The 22,007-nt window shown below is 65.5% G+C and carries 19 protein-coding genes; 18 read left to right on the top strand and 1 reads right to left on the bottom strand.

Annotated features, from left to right (window positions below; all coding sequences use genetic code 11):
* Window positions 1-53 precede the first annotated feature (53 nt).
* The 9 genes from C3Y92_RS17835 to C3Y92_RS17795 all read left to right on the top strand — a co-directional run bounded on the left by C3Y92_RS17835 (window position 54) and on the right by C3Y92_RS17795 (window position 12,536).
* On the top strand, window positions 54-2,546 hold the full coding sequence (locus C3Y92_RS17835) for a PAS domain-containing hybrid sensor histidine kinase/response regulator (protein WP_235669535.1): 2,493 nt from the start codon (window positions 54-56) through the stop codon (window positions 2,544-2,546).
* Window positions 2,547-2,723: 177 nt separating this feature from the next.
* Window positions 2,724-4,451, top strand: coding sequence for a transporter substrate-binding domain-containing protein (locus C3Y92_RS17830; protein ID WP_129354861.1), 1,728 nt, complete (start codon window positions 2,724-2,726; stop codon window positions 4,449-4,451).
* On the top strand, window positions 4,448-5,857 hold the full coding sequence (locus C3Y92_RS17825; protein ID WP_129354859.1) for a sigma-54-dependent transcriptional regulator: 1,410 nt from the start codon (window positions 4,448-4,450) through the stop codon (window positions 5,855-5,857). The genes C3Y92_RS17830 and C3Y92_RS17825 overlap by 4 nt, the downstream gene beginning before the upstream one ends.
* A 326-nt stretch (window positions 5,858-6,183) precedes the next feature.
* Window positions 6,184-7,614, top strand: coding sequence for an anion permease (locus tag C3Y92_RS17820; protein WP_129354857.1), 1,431 nt, complete (start codon window positions 6,184-6,186; stop codon window positions 7,612-7,614).
* 347 nt (window positions 7,615-7,961) lie between these two features.
* Entirely contained in the window at window positions 7,962-9,143 is a 1,182-nt protein-coding gene (locus tag C3Y92_RS17815; protein ID WP_129354855.1) for an ABC transporter substrate-binding protein, read from the top strand.
* A gap of 70 nt (window positions 9,144-9,213) precedes the next feature.
* On the top strand, window positions 9,214-10,164 hold the full coding sequence (locus C3Y92_RS17810) for a branched-chain amino acid ABC transporter permease (RefSeq protein WP_012750152.1): 951 nt from the start codon (window positions 9,214-9,216) through the stop codon (window positions 10,162-10,164).
* A 2-nt stretch (window positions 10,165-10,166) separates the two neighbouring features.
* A complete protein-coding gene (locus tag C3Y92_RS17805) occupies window positions 10,167-11,066 on the top strand; it encodes a branched-chain amino acid ABC transporter permease (RefSeq protein WP_129354853.1) in 900 nt (299 codons plus the stop codon).
* Complete coding sequence (locus C3Y92_RS17800) at window positions 11,063-11,842, top strand: ABC transporter ATP-binding protein (RefSeq protein WP_129354851.1); 780 nt, start codon at window positions 11,063-11,065, stop codon at window positions 11,840-11,842. Before C3Y92_RS17805 ends, C3Y92_RS17800 begins: the two co-directional genes overlap by 4 nt.
* Window positions 11,829-12,536, top strand: a complete 708-nt coding sequence (locus C3Y92_RS17795) for an ABC transporter ATP-binding protein (protein WP_129354849.1) — start codon at window positions 11,829-11,831, stop codon at window positions 12,534-12,536. Before C3Y92_RS17800 ends, C3Y92_RS17795 begins: the two co-directional genes overlap by 14 nt.
* Before the next feature lie 97 nt (window positions 12,537-12,633).
* On the opposite strand, the gene C3Y92_RS17790 is transcribed toward C3Y92_RS17795, so the two are convergent.
* Window positions 12,634-13,005: a type II toxin-antitoxin system HicB family antitoxin gene (locus tag C3Y92_RS17790; RefSeq protein WP_129354847.1), complete on the bottom strand. Its 372-nt coding sequence runs from the start codon at window positions 13,003-13,005 to the stop codon at window positions 12,634-12,636.
* Between the two features lie 263 nt (window positions 13,006-13,268).
* Between C3Y92_RS17790 and C3Y92_RS17785 the strand changes: the two genes are divergently transcribed.
* The 9 genes from C3Y92_RS17785 (at window position 13,269) to C3Y92_RS17745 (ending at window position 21,388) form a co-directional block, all read left to right on the top strand.
* Entirely contained in the window at window positions 13,269-14,036 is a 768-nt protein-coding gene (locus C3Y92_RS17785) for an IclR family transcriptional regulator (protein WP_129354845.1), read from the top strand.
* Window positions 14,037-14,087: 51 nt separating this feature from the next.
* Window positions 14,088-15,221, top strand: coding sequence for an ABC transporter substrate-binding protein (locus tag C3Y92_RS17780; protein ID WP_012750158.1), 1,134 nt, complete (start codon window positions 14,088-14,090; stop codon window positions 15,219-15,221).
* 96 nt (window positions 15,222-15,317) lie between these two features.
* Window positions 15,318-16,211, top strand: coding sequence for a branched-chain amino acid ABC transporter permease (locus tag C3Y92_RS17775; RefSeq protein WP_006920683.1), 894 nt, complete (start codon window positions 15,318-15,320; stop codon window positions 16,209-16,211).
* Complete coding sequence (locus C3Y92_RS17770) at window positions 16,211-17,248, top strand: branched-chain amino acid ABC transporter permease (protein WP_129354843.1); 1,038 nt, start codon at window positions 16,211-16,213, stop codon at window positions 17,246-17,248. The genes C3Y92_RS17775 and C3Y92_RS17770 overlap by 1 nt, the downstream gene beginning before the upstream one ends.
* Entirely contained in the window at window positions 17,248-18,033 is a 786-nt protein-coding gene (locus tag C3Y92_RS17765; RefSeq protein WP_129354841.1) for an ABC transporter ATP-binding protein, read from the top strand. The genes C3Y92_RS17770 and C3Y92_RS17765 overlap by 1 nt, the downstream gene beginning before the upstream one ends.
* Window positions 18,026-18,730: an ABC transporter ATP-binding protein gene (locus C3Y92_RS17760; protein WP_129354839.1), complete on the top strand. Its 705-nt coding sequence runs from the start codon at window positions 18,026-18,028 to the stop codon at window positions 18,728-18,730. The genes C3Y92_RS17765 and C3Y92_RS17760 overlap by 8 nt, the downstream gene beginning before the upstream one ends.
* Before the next feature lie 122 nt (window positions 18,731-18,852).
* Window positions 18,853-19,353 carry an asparaginase domain-containing protein gene (locus C3Y92_RS17755; protein WP_129354837.1) on the top strand — a complete coding sequence of 167 codons (501 nt, stop codon included), beginning with the start codon at window positions 18,853-18,855 and terminating at the stop codon, window positions 19,351-19,353.
* 5 nt (window positions 19,354-19,358) lie between these two features.
* Complete coding sequence (locus C3Y92_RS17750) at window positions 19,359-20,558, top strand: threonine ammonia-lyase (RefSeq protein ID WP_129354835.1); 1,200 nt, start codon at window positions 19,359-19,361, stop codon at window positions 20,556-20,558.
* Between the two features lie 203 nt (window positions 20,559-20,761).
* Window positions 20,762-21,388, top strand: a complete 627-nt coding sequence (locus tag C3Y92_RS17745; protein WP_129354833.1) for a DUF2238 domain-containing protein — start codon at window positions 20,762-20,764, stop codon at window positions 21,386-21,388.
* Window positions 21,389-22,007 lie beyond the last annotated feature (619 nt).

Raw genomic sequence — 22,007 nt, 5'->3', positions numbered from 1 at the left:
CGGCGTGCCCTGCCCGGCGACTCCGACAGTTCCGTTGGCTCCTTGGCGCAGCCTTGCCGCTGTGTCCCGGGAAGGCCCTGGCCGAGGCTTCGGGCCAAGGGCCGGCCGTTTTGTCCGGTTTGGAGTCCTTCTTCCCCCAACTGGCCGCCTTGTGGGCTTCCCTGGCCCTGGCCGGGGTCATGGCCGGAGTCATCGTGGCCTTGCTGGTCGCCTTGGCCTCGCGCAAGCAGGCCCTGGCCGCCCTTGGCGAGAGCCAGGCGCGCTACCAGGGCGTGGTGGAAAACGCCCCGGCCGCCATATTCATCGTCAACGCCGCCGGCCGGTTTCTCGACGTCAATCCCAAGGCCTGCCGTCTGACCGGCTATGACCGGGAAACCCTGCTTGGTCTGACCATCGGCGAGGTTCTGGACCAGGACAGCTGGCAGGCCGTGGCCACCTACCTGGCCGATTTCAAGGAAGGAGCCCGCATTGCCGAGGTTTCGGGGCGGCGGCGCGACGGAGCCAAACGCTGGTGGTCGGTTTCGGCCGTGCGCCTGGACGGGGAGCGCGTCCTCGGTTTCGCCGCCGACGTCACCGAGCGCCGCCGCCGCGACGACGCCCGGTCGGTCTTTTACGAGCTGGTGCAAAACGCCGAGCACGTGGTGGTCTTCAAGGACCGGGACTTGCGCTACGTCATGGTCAATCGGGCTTACCAGAATCTCACCGGCCGCCCTCTGGAAAACGTCGTCGGCAAGACCGACTCCGAAGCCTTCGAAGGCCTTTCCTCTCCCGAAGATATCGCGCGGTATGTGGAAAACGACCGCCGCGCCCTGGCCCTGCCCCGAGGCCGCACCCTGACCAGCGAGGAGCATATGCGCGGCGAGGGGGGCGGTTCGCGGACGTTTCTCACCAAGAAATTTCCGGTCTATGCCGAGGACGGCCGGCTGCTTGGCGTGGCCACCATGGCCTCGGAGATCACCGAGCGCAAAAAGGCCGAGGCCCGGCTTCGCGAAAGCGAAGGCCGTTACCGGCTTTTGGCCGAGCTGGCCCCGGTCTCCATCATGGCCTTTGACGCGGCCGGCCGCATCACCTTCGTCAACCGGCGGCATCTGGACACCTTTGCCGCCGGCCGGCGGGACCGCGACTATTTCCTGGGTCGGCGGCTCACCGACCTGCCGGGGGTCGTGCGGGCCGGCATCGCCGGAAAGCTGGCCCCGCTGCTGGAGGGGCGCGAGGTCGATCTGGAGGCCGTGCATTTTCCCGAATTCACCGGCGGCCACTCCGGCTACGTCAACCTGCGCGGCGTGCCGCTTGTTCGCGACGACGGCTCCCTGGCCGGCGGCATCCTCATCCGCGAGGACGTCACGGCCCGCATCGAGATGGAGCGCACCCTCACCGCCGCACGCAACGAGGCCCAGGCCGCCAATCAGACCAAATCGGAATTCCTGGCCAACATGAGCCACGAGATACGCACGCCCTTAAACGGCGTCCTGGGGATGCTCCAGCTCCTGCGCGACACGCCGCTTACCGCCGAGCAGGCCGAGTACGCCGAGCTGGCCATCCAGTCGAGCCGGCGGCTCACCCGCCTTTTGGCCGACATCCTGGATCTGTCCAGGGTAGAGGCCGGCAAAATGGCCATTTTATGCGAGTCCTTCGAACTGGCCCGGGCCGTGAACGAGGCCGTGGAGCTGTTTAAGCCCTCCGCCCGCCAAGCCGGCGTGGAATTGCGCGTCTACGTCGATGCGGCCCTGCCGGCCCGGGTGGCTGGAGACGCCGCCCGGTTCCAGCAGGTGCTGGCCAACCTCGTGGGCAATGCCTTGAAATTCACCGCCAAAGGGTCGGTGGCCGTGGAGGCCTATCCCCTGCCGCCGCGTCGGGAGGGCGAGACGCGGGCGCTTTTCTCCGTGGCCGACACCGGCTGCGGCATCGCCGACGTCGATCTCACCCGCCTGTTCGAACCCTTTGTCCAGGGCAGCCGGGGCTACAGCCGCAATGCCCAGGGCGCGGGGCTGGGGCTTTCCATCTGCAAAAGCCTGGTCGAACTCATGGGCGGGACCATTGCCGTGGACAGTGAGGTGGGACGGGGCACGACCATTTTTTTCTGCTGCTCCTTTAACGTGTGCGAGCCGGCCGGGCAGGCCGCCGCCCCCGTGGCCGCTCCGGCCGCGCCAGGCGGTTTGCGGGTGCTTGTGGCCGAGGACGACCGCATCACCCGGCTGGCCGTGCGCCGGCTCCTGGAAAAGGAAGGCCATGCCGTGGCCGAGGCCATCGACGGCGTCCAGGCCCTGGAGGCCCTGCTCCGGCAACCCTTTGACCTCGTGCTCATGGATATCCAGATGCCCGGCCTCGACGGCGTCCAGGCCGTTCGGGTCATGCGCGACGACCCCCGTTACGCCGTCGTGGCCGGCTTGCCCGTGGTGGCCCTGACCGCCTTCGCCATGGCCGGCGACCGGGAAGCCTTCCTGACCGCCGGCATGGACGCCTATGTGCCCAAGCCCGTGTTTCGCGACGAGCTGCGCCGGGCCATGGAAGACGCCCTGGCCGCCGGGCGGGCCAGAAACGGCTGATATTCTGCCGCTGACCGGTCTGCCGCGCTGCAAAACGCCGGCACGGTGGTCGAAGCCGGCGCATTCTGCCCCGGGCGTCGCGGCGATGCCCCATGATGGGGGCCGGCCCGGCTTGGCAGGGCGGCGCTTTTTCCGTACCGTTTCCCCGTGCGTCCGCCAGGAACCGTCCTTTTCGCCATGCCCCGCCTTGCCGGCCTGCGCGCCGTCCTGGCCGTCCTGTGCGTGGCGGCTGCGCTGGCCGCCGCGACCGTGGGGCATTGCGCCGAATTCGTGCCCGGCGTCACCCGGCCGGTGGTGGTGGGCGGCGACCGCGACTATCCGCCCTATGAATTCCTCGACAAAAATGGCCAGCCGGCCGGCTTCAACGTGGACATCTCCCGGGCCATCGGCGAGGTCATGGGCATGCGCATGGAGTTTCGGCTCGGTGACTGGGCCAGCCAGCGCGAGGGGCTCATGGAGGGCCGGCGCGACGTGCTTCAGGGCATGTCCTATTCCGACGACCGCTCCCAGACCGTCGATTTTGCCCCCCACACCATCGTCAACCACGGCATCTTCGCCCGCCGCGACGCCCTGGCCGTGGACAATCTCGACCAGCTGGCCGGCAAGAAGGTCATTGTTCACCGGGGCGGCATCATGCACGACACGCTCTCCGCCAAGGGCTTTGCCGACGATCTCGTGCTGGTGGACACCCCGGCCGACGGCCTGCGCCTTCTGGCCTCGGGCCAGGGCGACTACGCCGTGGTGGCCATGCTGCCCGGCATCTACATCATGCACGAGTTCGGGCTGGACAATATCCAGCCCGTGGCCCGGGGCGTTTTCACCGTGCGCTACGGCTACGCCGTGAAAAAAGGCGACGAGGCCTTGCTCGCCCGCTTCAGCGAGGGCCTGGCCATCCTGCGCGAGACCGGCCGCTATCAGGCCATCCACGACAAATGGCTGGGGGTGCTGGAAAACGGCCGGCTGCGCTGGCAAACCATCGCCCTGTACGTCGGGGCCATCGCCACGCCGCTTCTGGCGCTGCTTGGCGGCTCCATGCTGTGGACCCATTTTTTGCGCAAGCAGGTGGCCCAGCGCACCAAGTCCCTGACCAAGGCCATGGAGGAACTCTCCCGCAACCAGCGCCAGCTCGTCCAGGCCGATAAGATGGCCGCCCTGGGCATCCTTGTCTCCGGCGTGGCCCATGAGATCAACAATCCCAACGGCTTGATCCTGCTCAACATCCCCATCCTGCGCAAGGCCCAGGCCGACGCCGTGCGGCTGCTTGCGCGCCGTTACGAGGAGGAGGGCGATTTCCTCCTGGGCGGCATTCCCTTTTCGCGCATGAAAAACGAATTGCCCAGGCTATTGGAGGAAATGCAGGAAGGGGCTCAGCGCATCAAGCGCATCGTCAACGACCTCAAGGACTTCGCCCGGCGCGAGGAAGGCTCCGGCCGCTCGCTCATCGATGTCGGCGACGCGGCCAGGAAGGCCGTGCGCCTCCTCGACGCCGCCATCCGCAAGGCCACCGATCATTTTTCCGCCGTCTACGAACCGGATATCCCCCTGGTCTGGGGCCATTCCCAGCGTGTGGAACAGGTCCTCGTCAACCTCGTGCTCAACGCCTGCCAGGCCCTGCCCGACCGCGACCGGGCCATTGTCCTTGCCGTCAGCCACGACGCGGACAAAAAACAAGTGGTCCTGACCGTGCGCGACGAGGGCGCGGGCATCGCCCCCGAGCACCTGCCCCACCTGACCGACCCTTTTTTCACCACCAAGCGCGAGACCGGCGGCACCGGCCTTGGCCTGTCCGTCTCCGCCGGCATCCTCAAGGAATACGGCGCGACCCTGTCCTTTCACTCCGTCCCGGGCCAGGGAACCACCGCTGTTGTCGCCTTTCCGGTTCCGGCCCAGGAGCAGGCTTCATGAGCACCTTTCCCGCCTTCGGCATCCTGCTGGTGGACGACGAGCCGGCCTGGCTGCGTTCCCTGTCCCTGACGCTGGAGTCCTCGGCCGGCGTCACCAACCTCTTTCTGTGCCAGGACAGCCGCGACGTGCTGCCGTTGTTGGACAAGGGCGGCATCCGCCTGGCCCTGCTCGACCTGACCATGCCCGGGCTGTCCGGCGAGGAACTGCTGGCCCGCATCGGCGAGGAGCACCCGGAAGTGGCCGTCATCATCGTCAGCGGCGTCAACCAGCTCGACACCGCCGTGCGCTGCATGAAGCTTGGGGCCTTTGATTACTACGTCAAGACCGACGATGAGGATCGGCTGGTGAGCGGCGTGCTGCGGGCCATCCGCATGATCGAGCTGCGTGACGAAAACCGCGCCGTCTCCGACAGCCTGGTGGCCGGAACCCTGTCCCGCCCCGAAGCTTTTGCCGCCATCGTCACCCGCTCCCGGGCCATGTTCCAGGTGTTTGCCTACATCGAGGCCGTGGCCAAAAGCAGCCAGCCCTTGCTCGTCACCGGCGAATCGGGGGTGGGCAAGGAAAACGTGGTCCGGGCCGTGCACGGCTTAAGCGGCCGGCCCGGCCCCCTGGTCGCGGTCAACGTGGCCGGCCTGGACGACGCGGTTTTTGCCGACACCCTTTTCGGCCACGTGCGAGGGGCCTACACCGGGGCCGAGGCCGCCCGCAAGGGCATGATCGAGGAAGCGGCCGCGGGCACGCTTTTCCTCGACGAAATCGGCGACCTGTCCATCGCCTCCCAGGTCAAGCTCCTGCGCCTGCTCCAGGAGGGCGAATACTTCGCCCTGGGCAGCGACGTGCCCAAGCGCCTGCGGGCCCGGGTGGTGGTGGCCACCCACCGCGACCTGGCTGCCGAGGAAGCGGCCGGCCGGTTGCGCCGCGACCTCTACTACCGCCTGCGCACCCACCACGCTCACATTCCGCCCCTGCGCGAGCGTCCCGAGGACATCGAGCCGCTGCTGCGCCATTTCCTGGCCGAGGCCGCCGCCTGCCTGGGCAAGCCCGTGCCTACGCCGCCGCGCGAACTGGCCGGCTGCCTGGCCGCCTACGCCTTTCCCGGCAACGTCCGCGAACTGCGGGCCATGGTCTACGACGCCGTGAGCCTGCACGCCGGCCGGATGCTGTCCATGCACAGTTTCCTGGCCGCTGTCGCCCGGGCCGAACCCTGCCGGGCGACGCCGCCGCCCAATCCCTTCACGCCCTTTGAACCGCTGCCCACCTTTGCCGAGGCCGCCGGATTCCTGGTGGACGAGGCCATGCGCCGCTCCGGCGGCAACCAGACCATGGCCGCCCGGCTCCTTGGTATCTCCCAGCCGGCGCTGAGCAAGCGCCTCAAGCACGCCGTCCGCCAAACCCCCATAACCTAGGGCATGGGCATAACCCGGGTGATTTGAACCAACAGCCCTGTTTTGTTGGCGAAGTTTTGCTGGCGTCGGAATCCTCATAACTTCGGTTATGGGGGTTTTCGCTGCGCATCCAGATAAAATCAGCTGTAAAATAAATAAATTCATAGCCTTATCTCGCTTGTTCGGTGCTGGCATTGTCCGTGCTTGGGGCAGGGCAGACTGCTGCCATAGCCTCGCGGCGGCCGGGCGCGACATCCCCCTCTTCGCGCCCGGCCTGCGGCGGGGCCGCCGGGCGGACCGGCTCCATGGCGGCCCGCTTCGCCACTTCCCAACGCAAAGGAGACGCCATGCAACGCGCCGCCAAGATGCTCGCCCCGATCCTGCTGGGTTTGGCGGTCTGGCTGCTGCCCGCCCCCCAGGGACTTTCGGCCGCCGCCTGGGCCTATTTCGCCCTGTTTGCCGCCGTGGTCCTGGCCCTGGTCCTGGAACCCGTTCCCCCGGCCCTGGCCGGACTCATCGGCGTGGCCCTGGCCGCCATGTTCCGGCTGGTGCCGGTGGCCCCGGGCAAGGTCCCTTCGCCTGGCGACGCGCTCAAGTGGGCGCTGTCGGGCTTTTCCAACGGCACGGTCTGGCTCATTTTCGCTGCCTTCATGTTTGCCCTGGGCTATGAAAAGACGGGCCTGGGCAAGCGGTTGGGACTCACGCTGATTAAGCGCATGGGCCGCAAGACCCTGGGCCTGGGCTACGCCGTGGCCCTGGCCGATTTGGTGCTGGCCCCCTTCATGCCGTCCAACACGGCCCGCAGCGGCGGCACCATCTTTCCCATCATCAAGAACATTCCGCCCCTGTACGGCTCCACCCCGGACAACAACCCCCGGGGCATGGGGGCCTATCTCATGTGGACGGCCCTGGCCACCACCTGCGTCACCTCGTCCATGTTCTTGACAAGCCTTGCCCCCAACGTCCTGGCTCATTCGCTCGTGGAAAAGGCCACCGGCGTTAACATCGCCTGGGGCCAGTGGTTTATAAGCGTCCTGCCCGTGGGCGTGATCCTGTTTTTGGCCACGCCGCTTCTGGCCTACATCATCTATCCGCCGACCCAGAAGACGTCCGAGAACGCGCCCATCTGGGCCGGCGAGGAGCTGGTCAAGCTCGGACCGCTGACCGGGCGCGAGATCGTCATGGCCCTTTTGGCCGCCGGCGCGCTCATTGGCTGGATCTTTTTCAAGGACTTGATCGACTCCACCCTGGTGGCCCTGGTCGCCATCTGCATCATGGTCCTGGCCAGGGTCGTGGATTGGGACGACATCCTGGGCTACAAGCAGGCCTGGAACGTGCTGGCCTGGTTCGCCACCCTGGTCACCCTGGCCGACGGCCTGGGCAAGGTGGGCTTTCTCACCTGGTTCGCCGACGCCGCCTCGGCCCACATGCAGGGCATGACCCCCACGGCCACGCTGCTGGGCCTGACCATCCTGTTTTTCGTCAGCCACTACATGTTCGCCAGCGTCACCGCCCACGTGGCCGCCCTGCTGCCGGTCATGCTGGCCGCGGCCAAGGCGGTGCCGGGCCTGGACATCGGCCTGGCCGCCATGGTCCTTTGTGGGACGCTTGGCATCATGGGCGTCATCACCCCCTACGGCACCGGCCCCTCGCCGATTTATTACGGCTCCGGCTACGTCAAGGGGAAGGAGTTCTGGATTCTTGGCCTGATCTTCGGCGCGATTTATCTTGGCGTATACCTGCTGGTCGGGTTCCCCTGGATGGTCATGCGCGGCTAGGGTCGCGACCGCGAAAAGCACAGACCCCCTTTCAAAGGCCATGGACTGAAACAAGGCATTTTTACACATACTCCCATCGTCTTGGTTAAGGGAGGCGCGGCGTGCCGCGACGCCCCTCGCCTCTGGCGAAACGCCCCGGACGCGGCCGCGTCCGGGGCGTTTGACGTTCTTGTGGACAGGCCGCCGGTCTTGGACCATCCCTGGCGGGGAGCGGCGCGAAAATCGGCCTCCCGCGCCGTTTTTCGGCCCGCGGCACTTGACACGGCCGCCGCCATTGCCCAAGAGACATTTTTCACCTTTGACGTGATCGGCATCGTGCCGCCAACTTTCCCCCGCCCGGAGGCTCCATGAAGCGTATCGTCATCGCCCTGGCCCTGGTCCTGTGCGCCGCCCAGCCGGCCCTGGCCGACAAGGTCGCAACGCCCATCCCCATCGGCATCGCCGTGGCCCAGACCAGCAACGTGGCGCTTTTCGGCCAGGAGCAGGTCAACGGCGCCAAACTCGCCGAGGAACGCCTGAATGCCGCCGGCGGCGTGAACGGCACGAAAATCGCCCTGGTCTTCCAGGACACCGCCGGCGACGAAGCCGGGGCCGTCAACGCCTTCCAGAACCTGCTCAACCGCGACAAGGTCGTGGCCATCATCGGACCCACGCTCTCCCAGCAGGCTTTCGCCGCCAACCCCATCGCCGACCGGGCCAAGACCCCGGTGGTCGGCCCCTCCAACACCGCCAAGGGCATTCCCGAGATCGGCGAGTTCGTCGGCCGCATCTCCGCTCCCATGACCCAGGTCGCGCCCAACTCCCTCAAGCAGGCCATGAAGATCAAGCCCGACCTCAAGCGGGTGGCCGTGCTCTACGCCCAAAACGACGCCTTTTCCTCTTCCGAGACCACGACCTTCCAGGACGCCATCAAGGAGCTTGGCCTGGAGACCGTCACCGTCCAGAAGTTCCAGACCACCGACACCGACTTCACCACCCAGGTCACGGCCGTGCTCGGGGCCAATGCCGATCTGGTCGTCATCTCGGGCCTTGCCGCCGATTCCGGCAACCTCGTCAAACAATTGCGCCAGCTCGGCTACAAGGGCCTCATCGTCGGCGGCAATGGGCTCAATTCGCCCAACATGTTCCCGGTGTGCGGCGCGCTGTGCAACGACGTGCTGGTGGCCCAGGCCTACAGCCCCGGCGCGGTGGACAAAAACCCGGTCAACAAGGACTTCGCCGCCGCCTTCGAGGCCGCCTACAAGAAAGGCCCGGCCCAGTTCTCGGCCCAGGCCTACGCCGCCGTCCAGGTGGTGGTCGAGGCCCTGGCCAAGATCGAAAAAGAGACCGGCAAGAAGATCGCCGACTTCGAGCTGGCCGATCTGCGCGCCGCCCTCAATAAGTCCCTGCGCACCGGCACGTACCTGACGCCCATGGGCGAGATCAGCATGGCCCCCTCCGGCGAAGTGCAGCAAAAGGACTTCTACGTCTCCAAGATCGTCATGAATCCCGACGGCAAGACCGGCGCTTTCGTGCTTGTCTCCGAATAGCAACCGTCCCATCACGGCTGCGGCCGGGACGCCCAGGCATGGGCGTCCCGGCCGCTAAAAAAGCGTTCCCATGGATTTCGCCTGGCTCCTGCAAAGTCTCCTCAACGGCCTGAGCATCGGGTCGGTCTACGCCGTCTTCGCCCTGGGCTACACCCTGGTCTTCTCCATCCTCGGCATCATCAATTTCGCCCATGGCGCGGTCTTTACCCTGGGCGCGTACCTCACCTACGCCCTGGCCGTGGGCCATTTCGGCATAAACGGCCTTTTGGCCGACTGGACCATGCCCGTGACCCTGCCCTTCGTGCCGGCGCTGATTCTCGGCGCGCTGCTGTCGGGTCTGGCCGGCATGGCCGTGGAACGGCTGGCGTTTAAGCCCCTGCGCAAGCGCGGGGCCGATCCGCTCCTGGCCCTGGTCAGCAGCCTGGGCGTGGCCCTTATTGTCGTCAACCTGATCCAGTATCTCGTTGGCGCGGAGATCTATTCCTTCCCCGCCGACATCTTCGGCGACCTGCCCATGGCCGTCATCTTCAAGATCGGCGGCAAGCCCGTGGCCGTGCGCACCATCCAGATCATCCTTTTTGGCGCAAGCCTCGTCATGCTGGCCGGCCTGGGCTGGTTCATCGGCCGCACCCGCGGCGGCAAGGCGCTTAGGGCCACGGCCGAGAACGCCGACACGGCAAGCCTGCTTGGCATCAGCGTCAACCGCTTTATCCTGGGCACCTTTTTCATCTCCGGTCTGCTTGGCGGCCTGTCCGGCACGCTGATTGGCGTCTCCTTTGGCGTGGCCGGGCCGTATTTCGGCGTGTCCTACGGCTTAAAAGGCCTGGCGGTCATCGTGCTCGGCGGCCTTGGCAGCATTCCCGGCGCGGTGCTTGGCGGGCTGGTCATTGGCCTGGGCGAGGCCTTTTTGCCCTCGGACATGAGTTCCTACAAAGAGGCCGTGGCCTTTGTGCTGTTGTTCGCCATCCTGCTGATTCGGCCCCAGGGCCTGCTCGGCGGCCGTCTGGAGCAGAAGGTGTAATCATGTCGGGCTTTTTTGAAAATTACGGGTTTCTGCTCGTCACCATCGTGCAGCAGGCGCTGTTGGGACTGAGCATCTATTTCCCGCTCATGGCCGGCCAGCTGTCCCTGGCCAGCATCGGGTTTTATTCCCTGGGCGGCTACGTGGCCGCCATCATGGGCACCCATCCGGCCCTGGCCCCCCTGCGCGAGGCCCTGGGCTTTTGGATGTTCCCCCTGGAGTGGCTGGGGGCGCTGGTCCTGTCCGTGATCCTGGGCATCGCCGTAGGCTATCCGGCCCTGCGCCTGCGCGGCATCTATCTGGCCCTGGCCACCGTGGCCTTTGTCCAGGTGGTCAACGTGGCCGTGCTCAACATGCCCATCGCCGGCGGCGCGGTCGGCATCTTCGGCATCCCCCAGGCCTTTGAGTCGCGCCTGGACTACATCTGGTTTTTCGGGCCGCTGTTTCTTTTCGCCCTGTTTCTGGTCTGGCGCATCGGCAACATGGGCCGGGGCCTGGCCTTTTTCGCCGTGCGCGAGGACGAGCTGGCCGCCGGGGCCATGGGCGTGGCCACCACCGGCAACAAGGTCACGGCCTTTGTCCTGGGCTGCGCCCTGGCCGGCGTCACCGGAGCCATGTCCGCGCCGTTCCTCAATACCTGGAACGCCCGGCAGGGCACCTTCGACGCCTCGGTCACCTGTCTGGCCTACGTGCTCATCGGCGGTTCGCGCTCCATCTGGGGGCCGCTGTGCGGCGCGGCGCTGTTGGTCAGCCTGCCGGAGCTTTTGCGTCCGCTCAAGGACTCGCGTATGATCTTAAACGGCGTGGTGCTGGTCGCCGCCTGCGTCTATCTGCCCCAGGGCATCATGGGCGGCCTGGCCGCCTTGCGGTCGCGGCTGGCCGGCCGGGGAGGGGCGGCATGAGCGCGCTGCTGCAAGCCACCGACCTGCGCCGCCGCTTCGGCGGGCTCATGGCCGTGTGCGACGTCTCCATCGAGGTGCGGCGTGGCGAGATCATGGGGCTCATCGGCCCCAACGGCGCGGGCAAGACCACCTTTTTCAATCTGCTCACCGGCATGACCCGGGCCGATTCCGGCACGGTGGTCTTTGACGGCCACGACGTGACCCGGGCCAAGCCCGAGGCCATCGCCCGGCTGGGACTGGCCCGCACCTTCCAGAACATCCGCCTGTTTGGCGGGCTGACGCTTATGGACAACGTGCGCGTGGCCGGCCGGGTCCAGGCCCGCCACGGGCTGCTCTCCGGCCTGTGCTTCACCCCGGGCAGCCGCCGCGAGGACGAGGCCGTCACCGAGCGCGCCTACGATCTGCTGCGTCTGGTCGGCCTGGAGGACCGGGCCGATCATCTGGCCGCTTCGCTGCCCTACGGCGACCGCCGCCGGCTGGAGATCGCCCGGGCCTTGGCGTTAACGCCCAAGCTGTTGCTCCTCGACGAGCCGGCTGCCGGCCTTAATCCTTCGGAGAAGCTCGGGCTGGCCGATTTCATTCGCGACATCAAGGAACGCTTCGACCTCACGGTGCTCCTCATCGAACACAACGTGCCCATGGTCATGGGGCTGTGCGACCGGGTGATGGTGCTCAATTTCGGCCAGACCATCGCCGTGGGCGCGCCCGAGGATGTGCAGCGCGACCCGGGCGTCATCGAAGCCTATCTCGGAGGGGACGCCCATGGCGCTGCTTGAGGTCGAGGCGCTTTGCGTCAATTACGGGGCCGTCTCGGCCGTGCGCGACGTGTCGTTGTCCGTGGAGCAGGGCGAGATCGTCACGCTCATTGGGGCCAACGGCGCGGGCAAAACGTCCATTTTGCGCGCCATCTCCAAGCTCGTCGCGCCGCGTTCGGGCGTGGTGCGCTTCGACGGCCGCGACGTGACCTCCCTGCCGCCCGAGGCGCTGGTACGCCTGGGCATGGCCCATTCCCCGGAGGGCCGGCAGGTGTTGGCCAAGCAGAGCGTTGGCGACAACCTGGAGCTTGGGGCCTACGTGCGTAAGGACCGGGCGGAAATCGCCAAGGACATGGCCCGCATGTACGAGCTGTTCCCCAGGCTCTCCGAGCGGCGCAACCAATCGGCCGGAACGCTGTCCGGCGGCGAGCAGCAAATGCTGGCCATCGCCAGGGCGCTCATGAGCCGGCCGCGTTTGCTGTTGCTCGACGAACCGAGCCTGGGACTCGCGCCGCTGCTGGTTTCCGAAATTTTCGAGATCATCATGGGCCTTGGGGCCATGGGCACGACGATCCTGCTGGTGGAGCAAAACGCCCGCCTGGCCATGCGGGCCGCCGCCCGCACCTACGTGGTGGAGTCCGGCGGCATCGTGCTGGAAGGCCCGTCGGCCGAGTTGGCGGCCGACGAGCGGGTGACCAAGGCGTATTTGGGCTGATTGCGACGCCAGTTCGGCAGAGGAATTTTCGCGCGCGGCGGGGAGGTTTCCCCGCCGCGCTTTTTGGCGGGGCGTCAATCCGGTTGCAATCCCATTGTCACCCGCCGACCTGCTTTCTTCCCAACCCTTCGGCCAGCAACGCCACGGCCAGCGTGTTCATGCTGACCCCCTCAGCTTCCGCCTGCCGGGCCAATTTGGCATGGAGACTCTTGGGCGCGCGCAGGTTGAACTTGCCCGATGCCGGGCCGCCGCTGCCCGGGGCCGGAATTTCCCTGCCTTCCTCCACATGGACCGCCATCCAGCTGGCAAACGCATCCCTTCCCATTTCCATGGCCTCTTCCGGGGTGTCCCCGTCGCTCATACAGCCGGGCAAATCGGGAAACGTGATCAGATACCCGCCGCCTTCTTCGTCGGAAAGGGGAGTGATCTGAAATGGGTAGTCTTCGAATCGGAGTATTTTGCTGGCCATGGTCTCGTCCTGATATTTTATATCTATCCACAAATATAGGCCCTGTGTCAAATGCTCTTCTTCGACACCGCCCGCCGCCTATTTTGTGGCCCGTCCCCGCCCCCTCCGAAGGATCGCCACTATTGTGCCCTGTTTCCCGAACACGTCACGAAATTCTTCCCCCAGCCTTTGACAGCCGGGCGGTCGCCGTGTATCACTCAGCGGGCCGGTCGTTCCGGCTGCCGGAACGGTAGTTCACATTTTCAGCAAATGGAGCCGATTTCGTGTCGGGAAAGGCCAATATATCCGAATCCCTGGCCAAGGGGCTGGCCATCCTCGACCTGTTCGGCGTCGAGGACGCCGGCTTCACTTTAAGCGAAATCGCCGCCCGTGTGGGCATAAGCAAAACTTCCGCCCACCGTTACGTCACCACCTACTGCGAACAGGACTACCTGGCCCGCGACCCCCGTTCCGGGCTTTACCGTCTGGGCGTGCGCACCCTGGCCCTGGCCCAGTCCATGATCGAGACCAGCGAGCTGGTGCGCGGCCTGCGCCCCTTTGTGGACGAAGCCGCCGCCCGCCACGGCATCCACATCGACGTGGCCCTGCTCTCCCGGGATGCCGTCTATCTCGTCTATCGCCGCGACTCGGCCGACACCCGGGTCTTCCGGTCGTTCAGCTACGCCTCGTCCCTGCACTATCTGGCCGCCGGCAAGGCCGCCATGGCCTTCATGGAGCCGCGCGCCCTGGCCGGCGTCATGTCGCGCCTGACGCTTTCCGCCAAGACCGACCGCACCATCACCGACAAGGCCGTGCTTGAAGCCGAGCTGGCCGAGGCCCGGGAACTGGGCTACGCGAAAAATAATGAAGAATCGCTGCCGGGGCTCATCGCCATCGGCGCGCCGCTGTTTTCCCTGCGCACCGGCGAGGTGGTCGGCGCGGTCAGCTTCGACTCGTCCACCGCCACCTATTCCATGCAGGAGTTCGAGCGCCTCTTCGCCGGCTATCTGGTGGAGTTGGCCAAGAAAATATCGGCCGTGGTCTCGCTGTAACCGCCGGGCCGCATCGGCCGCCGGCGAAAACCGCAACGTGGAGGACTTCTCATGCGCAAAATGCTTCTTTTGTGCCTGGCTTTGGTGCTCGGTTTCGCCAACGCGGCCCTGGCCGCCGACGACACCGTCAAGATCGGCGTCTTTTTGCCCCTGACCGGCCAGAACGCCTTCGGCGGACAGCTGGAACTCGAAGGCGTGCAGCTCGCCGCCAAGGAGAACCCCACGGTTCTCGGCAAAAAGGTCGAACTGTTCGTCGTGGACAACAAGTCCGATAAGGTCGAAGCGGCCAACGCCGTCAAACGCCTGATCGAAAAGGAAAAAGTCCAGGCCATCATCGGCACCTACGGCTCCTCCCTGGCCATGGCCGGCGGCGAAGTCTCGGAAAAGGCCGGCATCCCCCAGGTCGGCACCAGCTGCACCAACCCGCTGGTCACCCAGGGCAAGAAGTACATCTTCCGCGTGTGCTTCATCGACCCCTACCAGGGCGCCGGCGCGGCCACCTACGCGTATAAGACCCTGGGCCTGAAAAAGGCCGCCATGCTCGTCGACCTGGCCAGCGACTACTCGGTCGGCCTGTCCAAGTTCTTCAGCAAGTCCTTCACCAAGCTCGGCGGCCAGGTCGTGGCCACGCTCAACTACCAGTCCGGCGACCAGGACTTCACCGCCCAGCTGACCAAGATCATTTCCGAAAAGCCCGACGTTCTGTTCATCCCCTCCTACTTCGCCGAGGGCGCCATCATCATGAAGCAGGCCAAGGAGCTCGGCGCCACCTTCAAGATCATGGGCGGCGACGCCATGGACAACCCCAAGATCACCGACATCGGCGGCGCCGCCGTGGAAGGGTTCGTCCACACCACCTTCCCCTATGATCCGTCCATGAAGAACATGACCGAGATGGCCAAGAAGTTCACCGCCGCCTGGAAGGCCCAGTATCCCGGCAAGGAACTCAACGTGAACGCCGCCCTGGGCTACGACGCCTACATGATCATCCTCGACGCCATCACCCGCGCCGGCAAGGCCGACCCCGAGTCCATCGCCAAGGCCCTGGCCGCCACCAAGGGATTCCAGGGCGTCACCGGCGCCACCACCATCAACGAAACCCACGACGCCGAAAAGCCCGTGGGCCTCGTGGTGATCAAGGACGGCAAGAAGATCTACGAAGGCGAAATCACCCCCGAACTCTAAACCGTACGACGCGTTTCGCCAGCGGCGGGACGGCCCCTTAAAGGGGCCGTCCCGCCAAACCGACCGGGCGGCGAAACCGCAGGCAAGGACCCCCGCATGAACTCGGCGACGTTCATCCAGCACATGCTCAACAGCCTGACCCTGGGCAGCCTCTACGCCCTGGTCGCCATCGGCTACACGATGGTCTACGGCATCCTGCGCCTGATCAATTTCGCCCACAGCGAAATGTTCATGCTCGGGGCGTATTTCGTTTTCTGGGGCATCACTCTGGCCAATCTCCCCTGGCCCGTGGCCATGGTCATCGCCATCGTCGTCACGGCGACGCTCGGCATCGTGGTCGATCAGGTGGCCTACCGGCCGCTGCGCGACGCTCCCCGAATTTCGGCGCTCATCAGCTCCATCGGCGTCTCCTTTTTTCTCCAAAACGTGGCCATCGTCTTTTTCCAGGCCATCCCCCGCGAGGTCTACCGGCCCCAATGGCTGGAAGACCCCATCATCATGGGCGGGGTGCGGGTGCTGCCGCTGACGCTGTTCGTGCCGCTGCTGTCCCTGGCGCTGATGCTCGGGCTTATCTGGATCGTCTACCGCACCAAGGCCGGCCTTGGCATGCGGGCCATCAGCAAGGACATTGAGACGAGCTACCTCATGGGCGTGCCGGTCAACCGCATCATCGCCCTGACCTTTGGCATCGGCTCGGCCCTGGCCGCCGCCAGCGGCATCATGTGGGCCCTGCGCTATCCCCAGCTCCAGCCCATCATGGGCACCATCCCCGGATTCAAGGCCTTCATCGCCGCCGTCTTCGGCGGCATCGGCTCCATCCAGGGCGCGGTCATCGGCGGTCTGGCCCTGGGATTCATTGAGATCATGACCGTGGCGTTCTTCCCCGATCTGGCCGGCTATCGGGACGCGTTTGCCTTCGTGCTGCTCATCGCCGTCCTGATGTTCAAGCCGACAGGCCTTTTAGGCGAACGTCTGGAGGATAAAGTCTGATGCGACGCGGACAAACCGTCATCCTCAATCTCGTGGCCGTGCTGGCCCTGGGCGGATTTCTGTGGCTGGCCGAAGGCAACTTCGACGGCTACAAGATCCAGATCTTGAACCTTATCGCCATCAACATCATCCTGGCCCTGTCGCTGAACCTCATCTACGGCTTCACCGGGCTGTTCAGCCTCGGCCATGCCGGGTTCATGGCCATCGGGGCCTATGTCTGCTCCATCCTGATCATGACCCCGGACCAGAAGGACATGCTCTTTTTGCTGGAGCCGGCCTATGACTGGGTGCAAAACACCCATGCCCCGTTTTTGGCCGCCGTCCTGGCCGGCGGCATTGTGGCCGCCGCCATCGGCGCGCTGGTGGGCTTTCCGCTCCTGCGCCTGGGCGACGACTACCTCGGCATCGCCACCCTGGGCTTTGCCGAGATCATCCGCGTGCTGGCCAACAACTTCCCCCGCCTGACCAACGGCGCGCTGGGGTTCAAGGGCATTCCCGACTACGCCAACCTGTGGTGGAACTTCGGCTGGTGCCTGGTCACCCTCTACGTCATCGTGCGGCTGCTCAAAAGCAACACCGGCAACGTGCTCAAGGCCATCCGCGATGACGAAGCCGCCGCCCGGGCCATGGGCGTCAACGTCTTTCGCTACAAGCTGTTGTCCTTTACCGTGGGCGCGTTTTTCGCCGGCGTCGGCGGCGCGCTCCTGGCCAGCCTGCTCACCACCATCGACCCCAAGATGTTCCTGTTCACCCTCACCTTCAACATCCTCATGATCGTGGTGGCCGGCGGCCTTGGTTCCCTAAGCGGCACGGTCATGGCCGGCATCGGCATCACCGTGCTCCTCGAATGGCTGCGGGTGGTGGAAAATCCGGTGGATATCTTCGGCTTCGAGCTGCCGGGCGTGCCGGGGATGCGCATGGTGGTGTTTTCCCTGGCGCTCATCATGATCATCCTCTTCCGGCGCGAGGGCCTCATGGGTATGCGCGAACTGCACTGGCAATCGCTGTCCAAAGTGTTTTCCCGGGGGAGGGCGTGATGTCCGGCGACGTGATTTTAGCCACAAACGACGTGACCATGCGCTTTGGCGGTTTGGCCGCGGTGACGGACCTGTCCCTGGCCGTGCGCCGGGGAACCATCGCCGGGCTCATTGGCCCCAACGGCGCGGGCAAGACCACCTGCTTCAACATGATCACCGGCTTCTACAAGCCGACCACCGGCTCCATCGTCTTTGACGGCCAGGAGGTCACGGGGCTGCCGCCGCACAAGGTCTGCAAGGCCGGCATCGCCCGCACCTTCCAGAACATCCGGCTGTTCGGCAACGAGACCGTGCTCGAAAACGTCATGATCGGCCGCCACCTGCGCCAGAAGACCAGCTGGATCGACGCGGTGCTGTTTACCCCGGGCTACCTGCGCGAGGACAAAGCCATGCGCGCCCACTGCCTGGAGCTGCTGGCCGCCGTGGGCTTGGCCGATTTGGCCGATGAACAGGCCTCCAGCCTGGCCTACGGCGCGCAAAGACGCCTGGAAATCGCCCGGGCCCTGGCCACCGAGCCGTCGTTTCTGCTCCTGGACGAACCCGCCGCCGGCATGAATCCCCAGGAGTCCGAAGACCTCATGGGTTTCGTGCGCACCATCCGCCAGGACTTTGACCTGACCATCCTGCTCATCGAACACGACATGAAAGTCGTCATGGGCATCTGCGAACACATCTGGGTGCTCGATTACGGCGTCACCATCGCCGAGGGCGCTCCCGAGGCCATCCGCCGCGATCCCAAGGTGATCCTGGCCTACCTCGGCGAGGAAGGGGGACTCCATGCTTGAGATCCGCGATCTCCACGTCCACTACGGCGGCATCCATGCCTTAAAGGGCGTCTCCCTCGATGTGCCCAAAGGCTCCATCGTGACGCTCATTGGCGCTAACGGCGCTGGCAAGTCGAGCACGCTGCGGGCCATCTCGGGCCTCGTCAAGAACAAGCGCGGCCGCATCAGCTGGAACGGCACGGACATCTCCACCAAGAATCCGGTGGACATCGTCAAGTCCGGCATCGTCATGTCCCCCGAGGGCCGGCGCATCTTCGCCCACCTGAGCGTGCTGGAAAACCTGCGCCTGGGAGCCTACAGCCGCAGCGACGAGGCCGGCATCGCCAAGGACATCGACTGGGTTTTCGAACTCTTTCCGCGCCTGTCGGAGCGCCGCAACCAGAAAGGCGGCACGCTGTCCGGCGGCGAACAGCAGATGCTGGCCGTGGGCCGTGCCCTCATGGCCGCGCCCGAGCTCGTCATGCTCGACGAGCCGAGCCTCGGCCTGGCCCCGCTTATCGTCAAGGAAGTCTTCGACATCATCCGCATGATCAACGCCAAGGGCATGACCGTGCTCCTCGTGGAACAAAACGCCTACGCGGCCCTCAAGGTCGCCCACCAGGCCTACGTCCTCGAAGTCGGAACCATCACCCTCTCCGGCACGGGCGAAGCGCTCATCGCCGACGACCGCGTCCGCGAAGCCTATTTGGGTGGATAGTAGGGGTTTAAAAAACACAGCGTTTTCGGTGGATTGAGAAGAGGAAGATGCCTCCGGCGGCCAAAGGGGCTGAGCCCCTTTGGAAACCCCACCTGGGGAAACAGTTTGCAATGGGGAAACATGTGAAACTTGCCGTCTATTCCATGGGCGGAACCATCGACAAGGTCTATTTCGACGACCTGTCCGACTACTCCGTGGGCGATCCGCAAGTCGGGGCCATCCTGACCCAGGCCGGGGTGGACTTCACCTGGAGCGTCACCGAGATCGCCCGCAAGGACAGCCTCTACGTCACCGACGAGGAGCGCGCCGCCCTGCGGGAACACATCCTCGCCGACGCGGCCGGCCACGTGCTCATCACCCACGGCACCGACACCATGACCCGCACGGCCGAGTTTCTGGCCGACATCCCGGGCAAGACCATCGTCCTGACCGGGGCCATGAGCCCGGCCCGGTTCGCCGCCTCCGACGCGCCCTTTAACGTGGGCTGCGCCGTGGGCGCGGTCTGGTCCAGCCCCCCCGGCGTCTACATCGCCATGAGCGGCCGGGTGTTTCCGGCCGGGGCCGTGCGCAAGAACCGCAAACGCGGCCGGTTCGAAGACGCCGCCGCCGGTGAGGGCGTGTAAGCCGTATGATCGAACTCGCCGATGTCCTGGCCGCACGGGAGCGCCTGTCGCCCCGGCTGGCTCCGACGCCCTTTTTGCAGTCCCAGGTGCTCTCGGCCATGACCGGGGCCGCCGTCTGGGTCAAATTCGAAAACCACCAGTTCACCGCCTCCTTCAAGGAGCGCGGCGCGCTCAACAAGCTGCTGACGCTCTCCGAAACCGAACGCTCGCGCGGCGTGTCGGCCATGTCCGCCGGCAACCATGCCCAGGGCGTGGCCTACCATGCCAAGAACCTGGGCATCCCGGCCGTCATCGTCATGCCGGCCCATACCCCGTCGGTGAAGGTGGAGCACACCCGCGCCCACGGCGCGGAAGTCGTGCTGGCCGGCGAGACCCTGGCCGAGGCCACCGAGGCCGCCAGGCGCATCACGGCCGAGCGCGGCCTGACCTTTGTCCATCCCTTTGACGATGCCATGGTCATGGCCGGCCAGGGCACGGTGGCCCTGGAAATGCTGGACGCCGTGCCCGACCTCGACGTCATCGTGACGCCCATCGGCGGCGGCGGGCTCATTTCCGGCGTGGCCACGGCGGCCAAGGGCGTGCGTCCGGACATCCAAGTCGTGGGCGTCCAGGCCGCCTGCTATCCGTCCATGCTGTGCGCCATGCGCGGCGAGCCGCCCGAGGGCACGGGCAACACCATCGCCGAGGGCATTGCCGTCAAGTATCCGGGCGCGCTCACCACCGAGGTGGTCAAGGCCCGGGTCGACGCGGTGCTGACCGTGGACGAGCCGCGCCTGGAACAGGCCGTGGCGCTGTTTCTCTTCGTGGAAAAGACCGTGGCCGAAGGAGCCGGCGCGTCGCCCCTGGCCGCGCTGCTGGAATATCCCGGCCGTTTCGCCGGCAAGAAGGTCGGGCTGGTCCTTTCCGGCGGCAACATCGACCCCCGGCTTTTGGCCTCGGTCATCATGCGCGAGCTGATTCGGGAAGGCCGGGTGGTGACCATCCGCCTGCCCATCTCCGACCGTCCCGGGACGTTGGCCCAGGTGACGGCCGTACTGCGCGACAGCGGGGCCAACATCATGGAAATCCAGCACCACCGTACGCTTTTAGCCCTGCCGGCCAAGGAGGCGAGTCTGGAAATCGCCTTCGAGGCCCGGGACCGCGAGCACGGCCGGTCGGTGGTGGCCGCGCTGACGGCGGCGGGATTTCAACCGGAAGTGCTGTAGTTTACAACGCCGGCGCGCCAAGCCCCCCCTGGCGTGCCGGACCTGCCGGCCGCGATCACCGCGTGTGGTCGCGGCCGGTTTTTGTTTTGTGCGCCGCCCCTTGCTCCAAAGTTCCGCCCCCCCGTTGCCGCGCGGCCCTGGCTGGGGTAGGGCTTTTAGGCCACGGCCCGACTGTCTGGGCCGGCCCAATCAGGAGGAAGGTCATGGCGCGCTGGTTTCCCGAGGCCCTGGCGGCGGCGTTCGCGGCGTTTTTCATCCTGCTCGGTCTGGCCCCGGTCTCCCGGGAAGTCTGGTGGGCCGAGGTCATCCCGGTCCTGGTCGTCTTTGTTTCCCTCGTGGTCGCGGCCCGGCGCTTCCGGTTTTCCAACCTGGCCTATGCCCTGATGGCCGTCTGGCTTTTCCTGCACACCATTGGCGGGCATTACACCTTCGCCAACGTCCCCTTTGGCTTTGTCACCGAGCTGTTCGGCTTTTCGCGCAACCACTTCGACCGCATGGCCCATTTCACCGTGGGCTTTTACGCCTTTCCCCTGGCCGAATACCTCTGGCGCAGGCGGCTGGCCCATCCGGCGGTCATCGCCGTGTTTGCCCTCACCATGATCATGGCCGTGGCCTGCGCCTACGAGATCATCGAATGGTGGTACGCCGCCGCCGAAGGCGGTCAGGCCGGCATTGAGTTTCTGGGCAGCCAGGGCGACGTCTGGGACGCCCAGAAGGACATGTTGGCCGACACTCTCGGGGCCGTTGCCGCCGTGGCGCTTTTCTGGACCGTCCGTCGCCGCCTGCCTGTCGAGCCTGACCGGGCCGGTGTCTATCGACACGACCGCTAGTGTCGCGTCCACGAAGCGCGCCTGTGGCGTTTGGTGGGCAACGAGCTAAATCCGCTGTAGTTTCTCCAAAAATCCGGGCGTATTCGTCAGGGGGCTGGCCACCAGGCCGGGCCTGCTTCCGGGCGTGGTTCCGCGCCTGTCGCTGATTTTCGTCGTTTCTCAAGCCTTTCTTTTCAGGCTCGCCGTCGCGGCCGCCGGGTGACTCCGGCGGCTGTTGCTTTTTGACCCATTCGCCGGGCCAAATTGACCCATTTGTACCTTGTTTCAAAAGAACGTTTATTTTCAGTGTTTTGCCGTTCCTATGTCAAGACAGACCGGAAGATGCGACGATCACGCAGGGTCACCATGTCTGTCAGGATCAGACACGCAATACGACAGAAGCGCCGCCAGCACGCCTCTGTAATGGAATCTTGGCATTGGCCTGTAAATTGCTTTTTCAGTGTGAGTGAAGGTTTTATGTTGGTATAAGCATATGACAGCAACGTATTGTGTTTGAAAAAACAGAGTCAAGTTGGTGTTGGTCGCCGTTTTTTTTGAGAAGTTCTGTGGGTTCGTTCTGATTGTGTTAAGTTTAATATAGAAAATTGTCCGGGAGAGGCTGGGAAGAACAGTCGTCGCA

It is taken from the genome of Solidesulfovibrio carbinolicus (assembly GCF_004135975.1).
Classification (GTDB): domain Bacteria; phylum Desulfobacterota; class Desulfovibrionia; order Desulfovibrionales; family Desulfovibrionaceae; genus Solidesulfovibrio; species Solidesulfovibrio carbinolicus.
The sequence above is the reverse complement of the archived record's forward strand: the minus strand, read 5'-3'. Positions and strand labels throughout refer to the sequence as shown.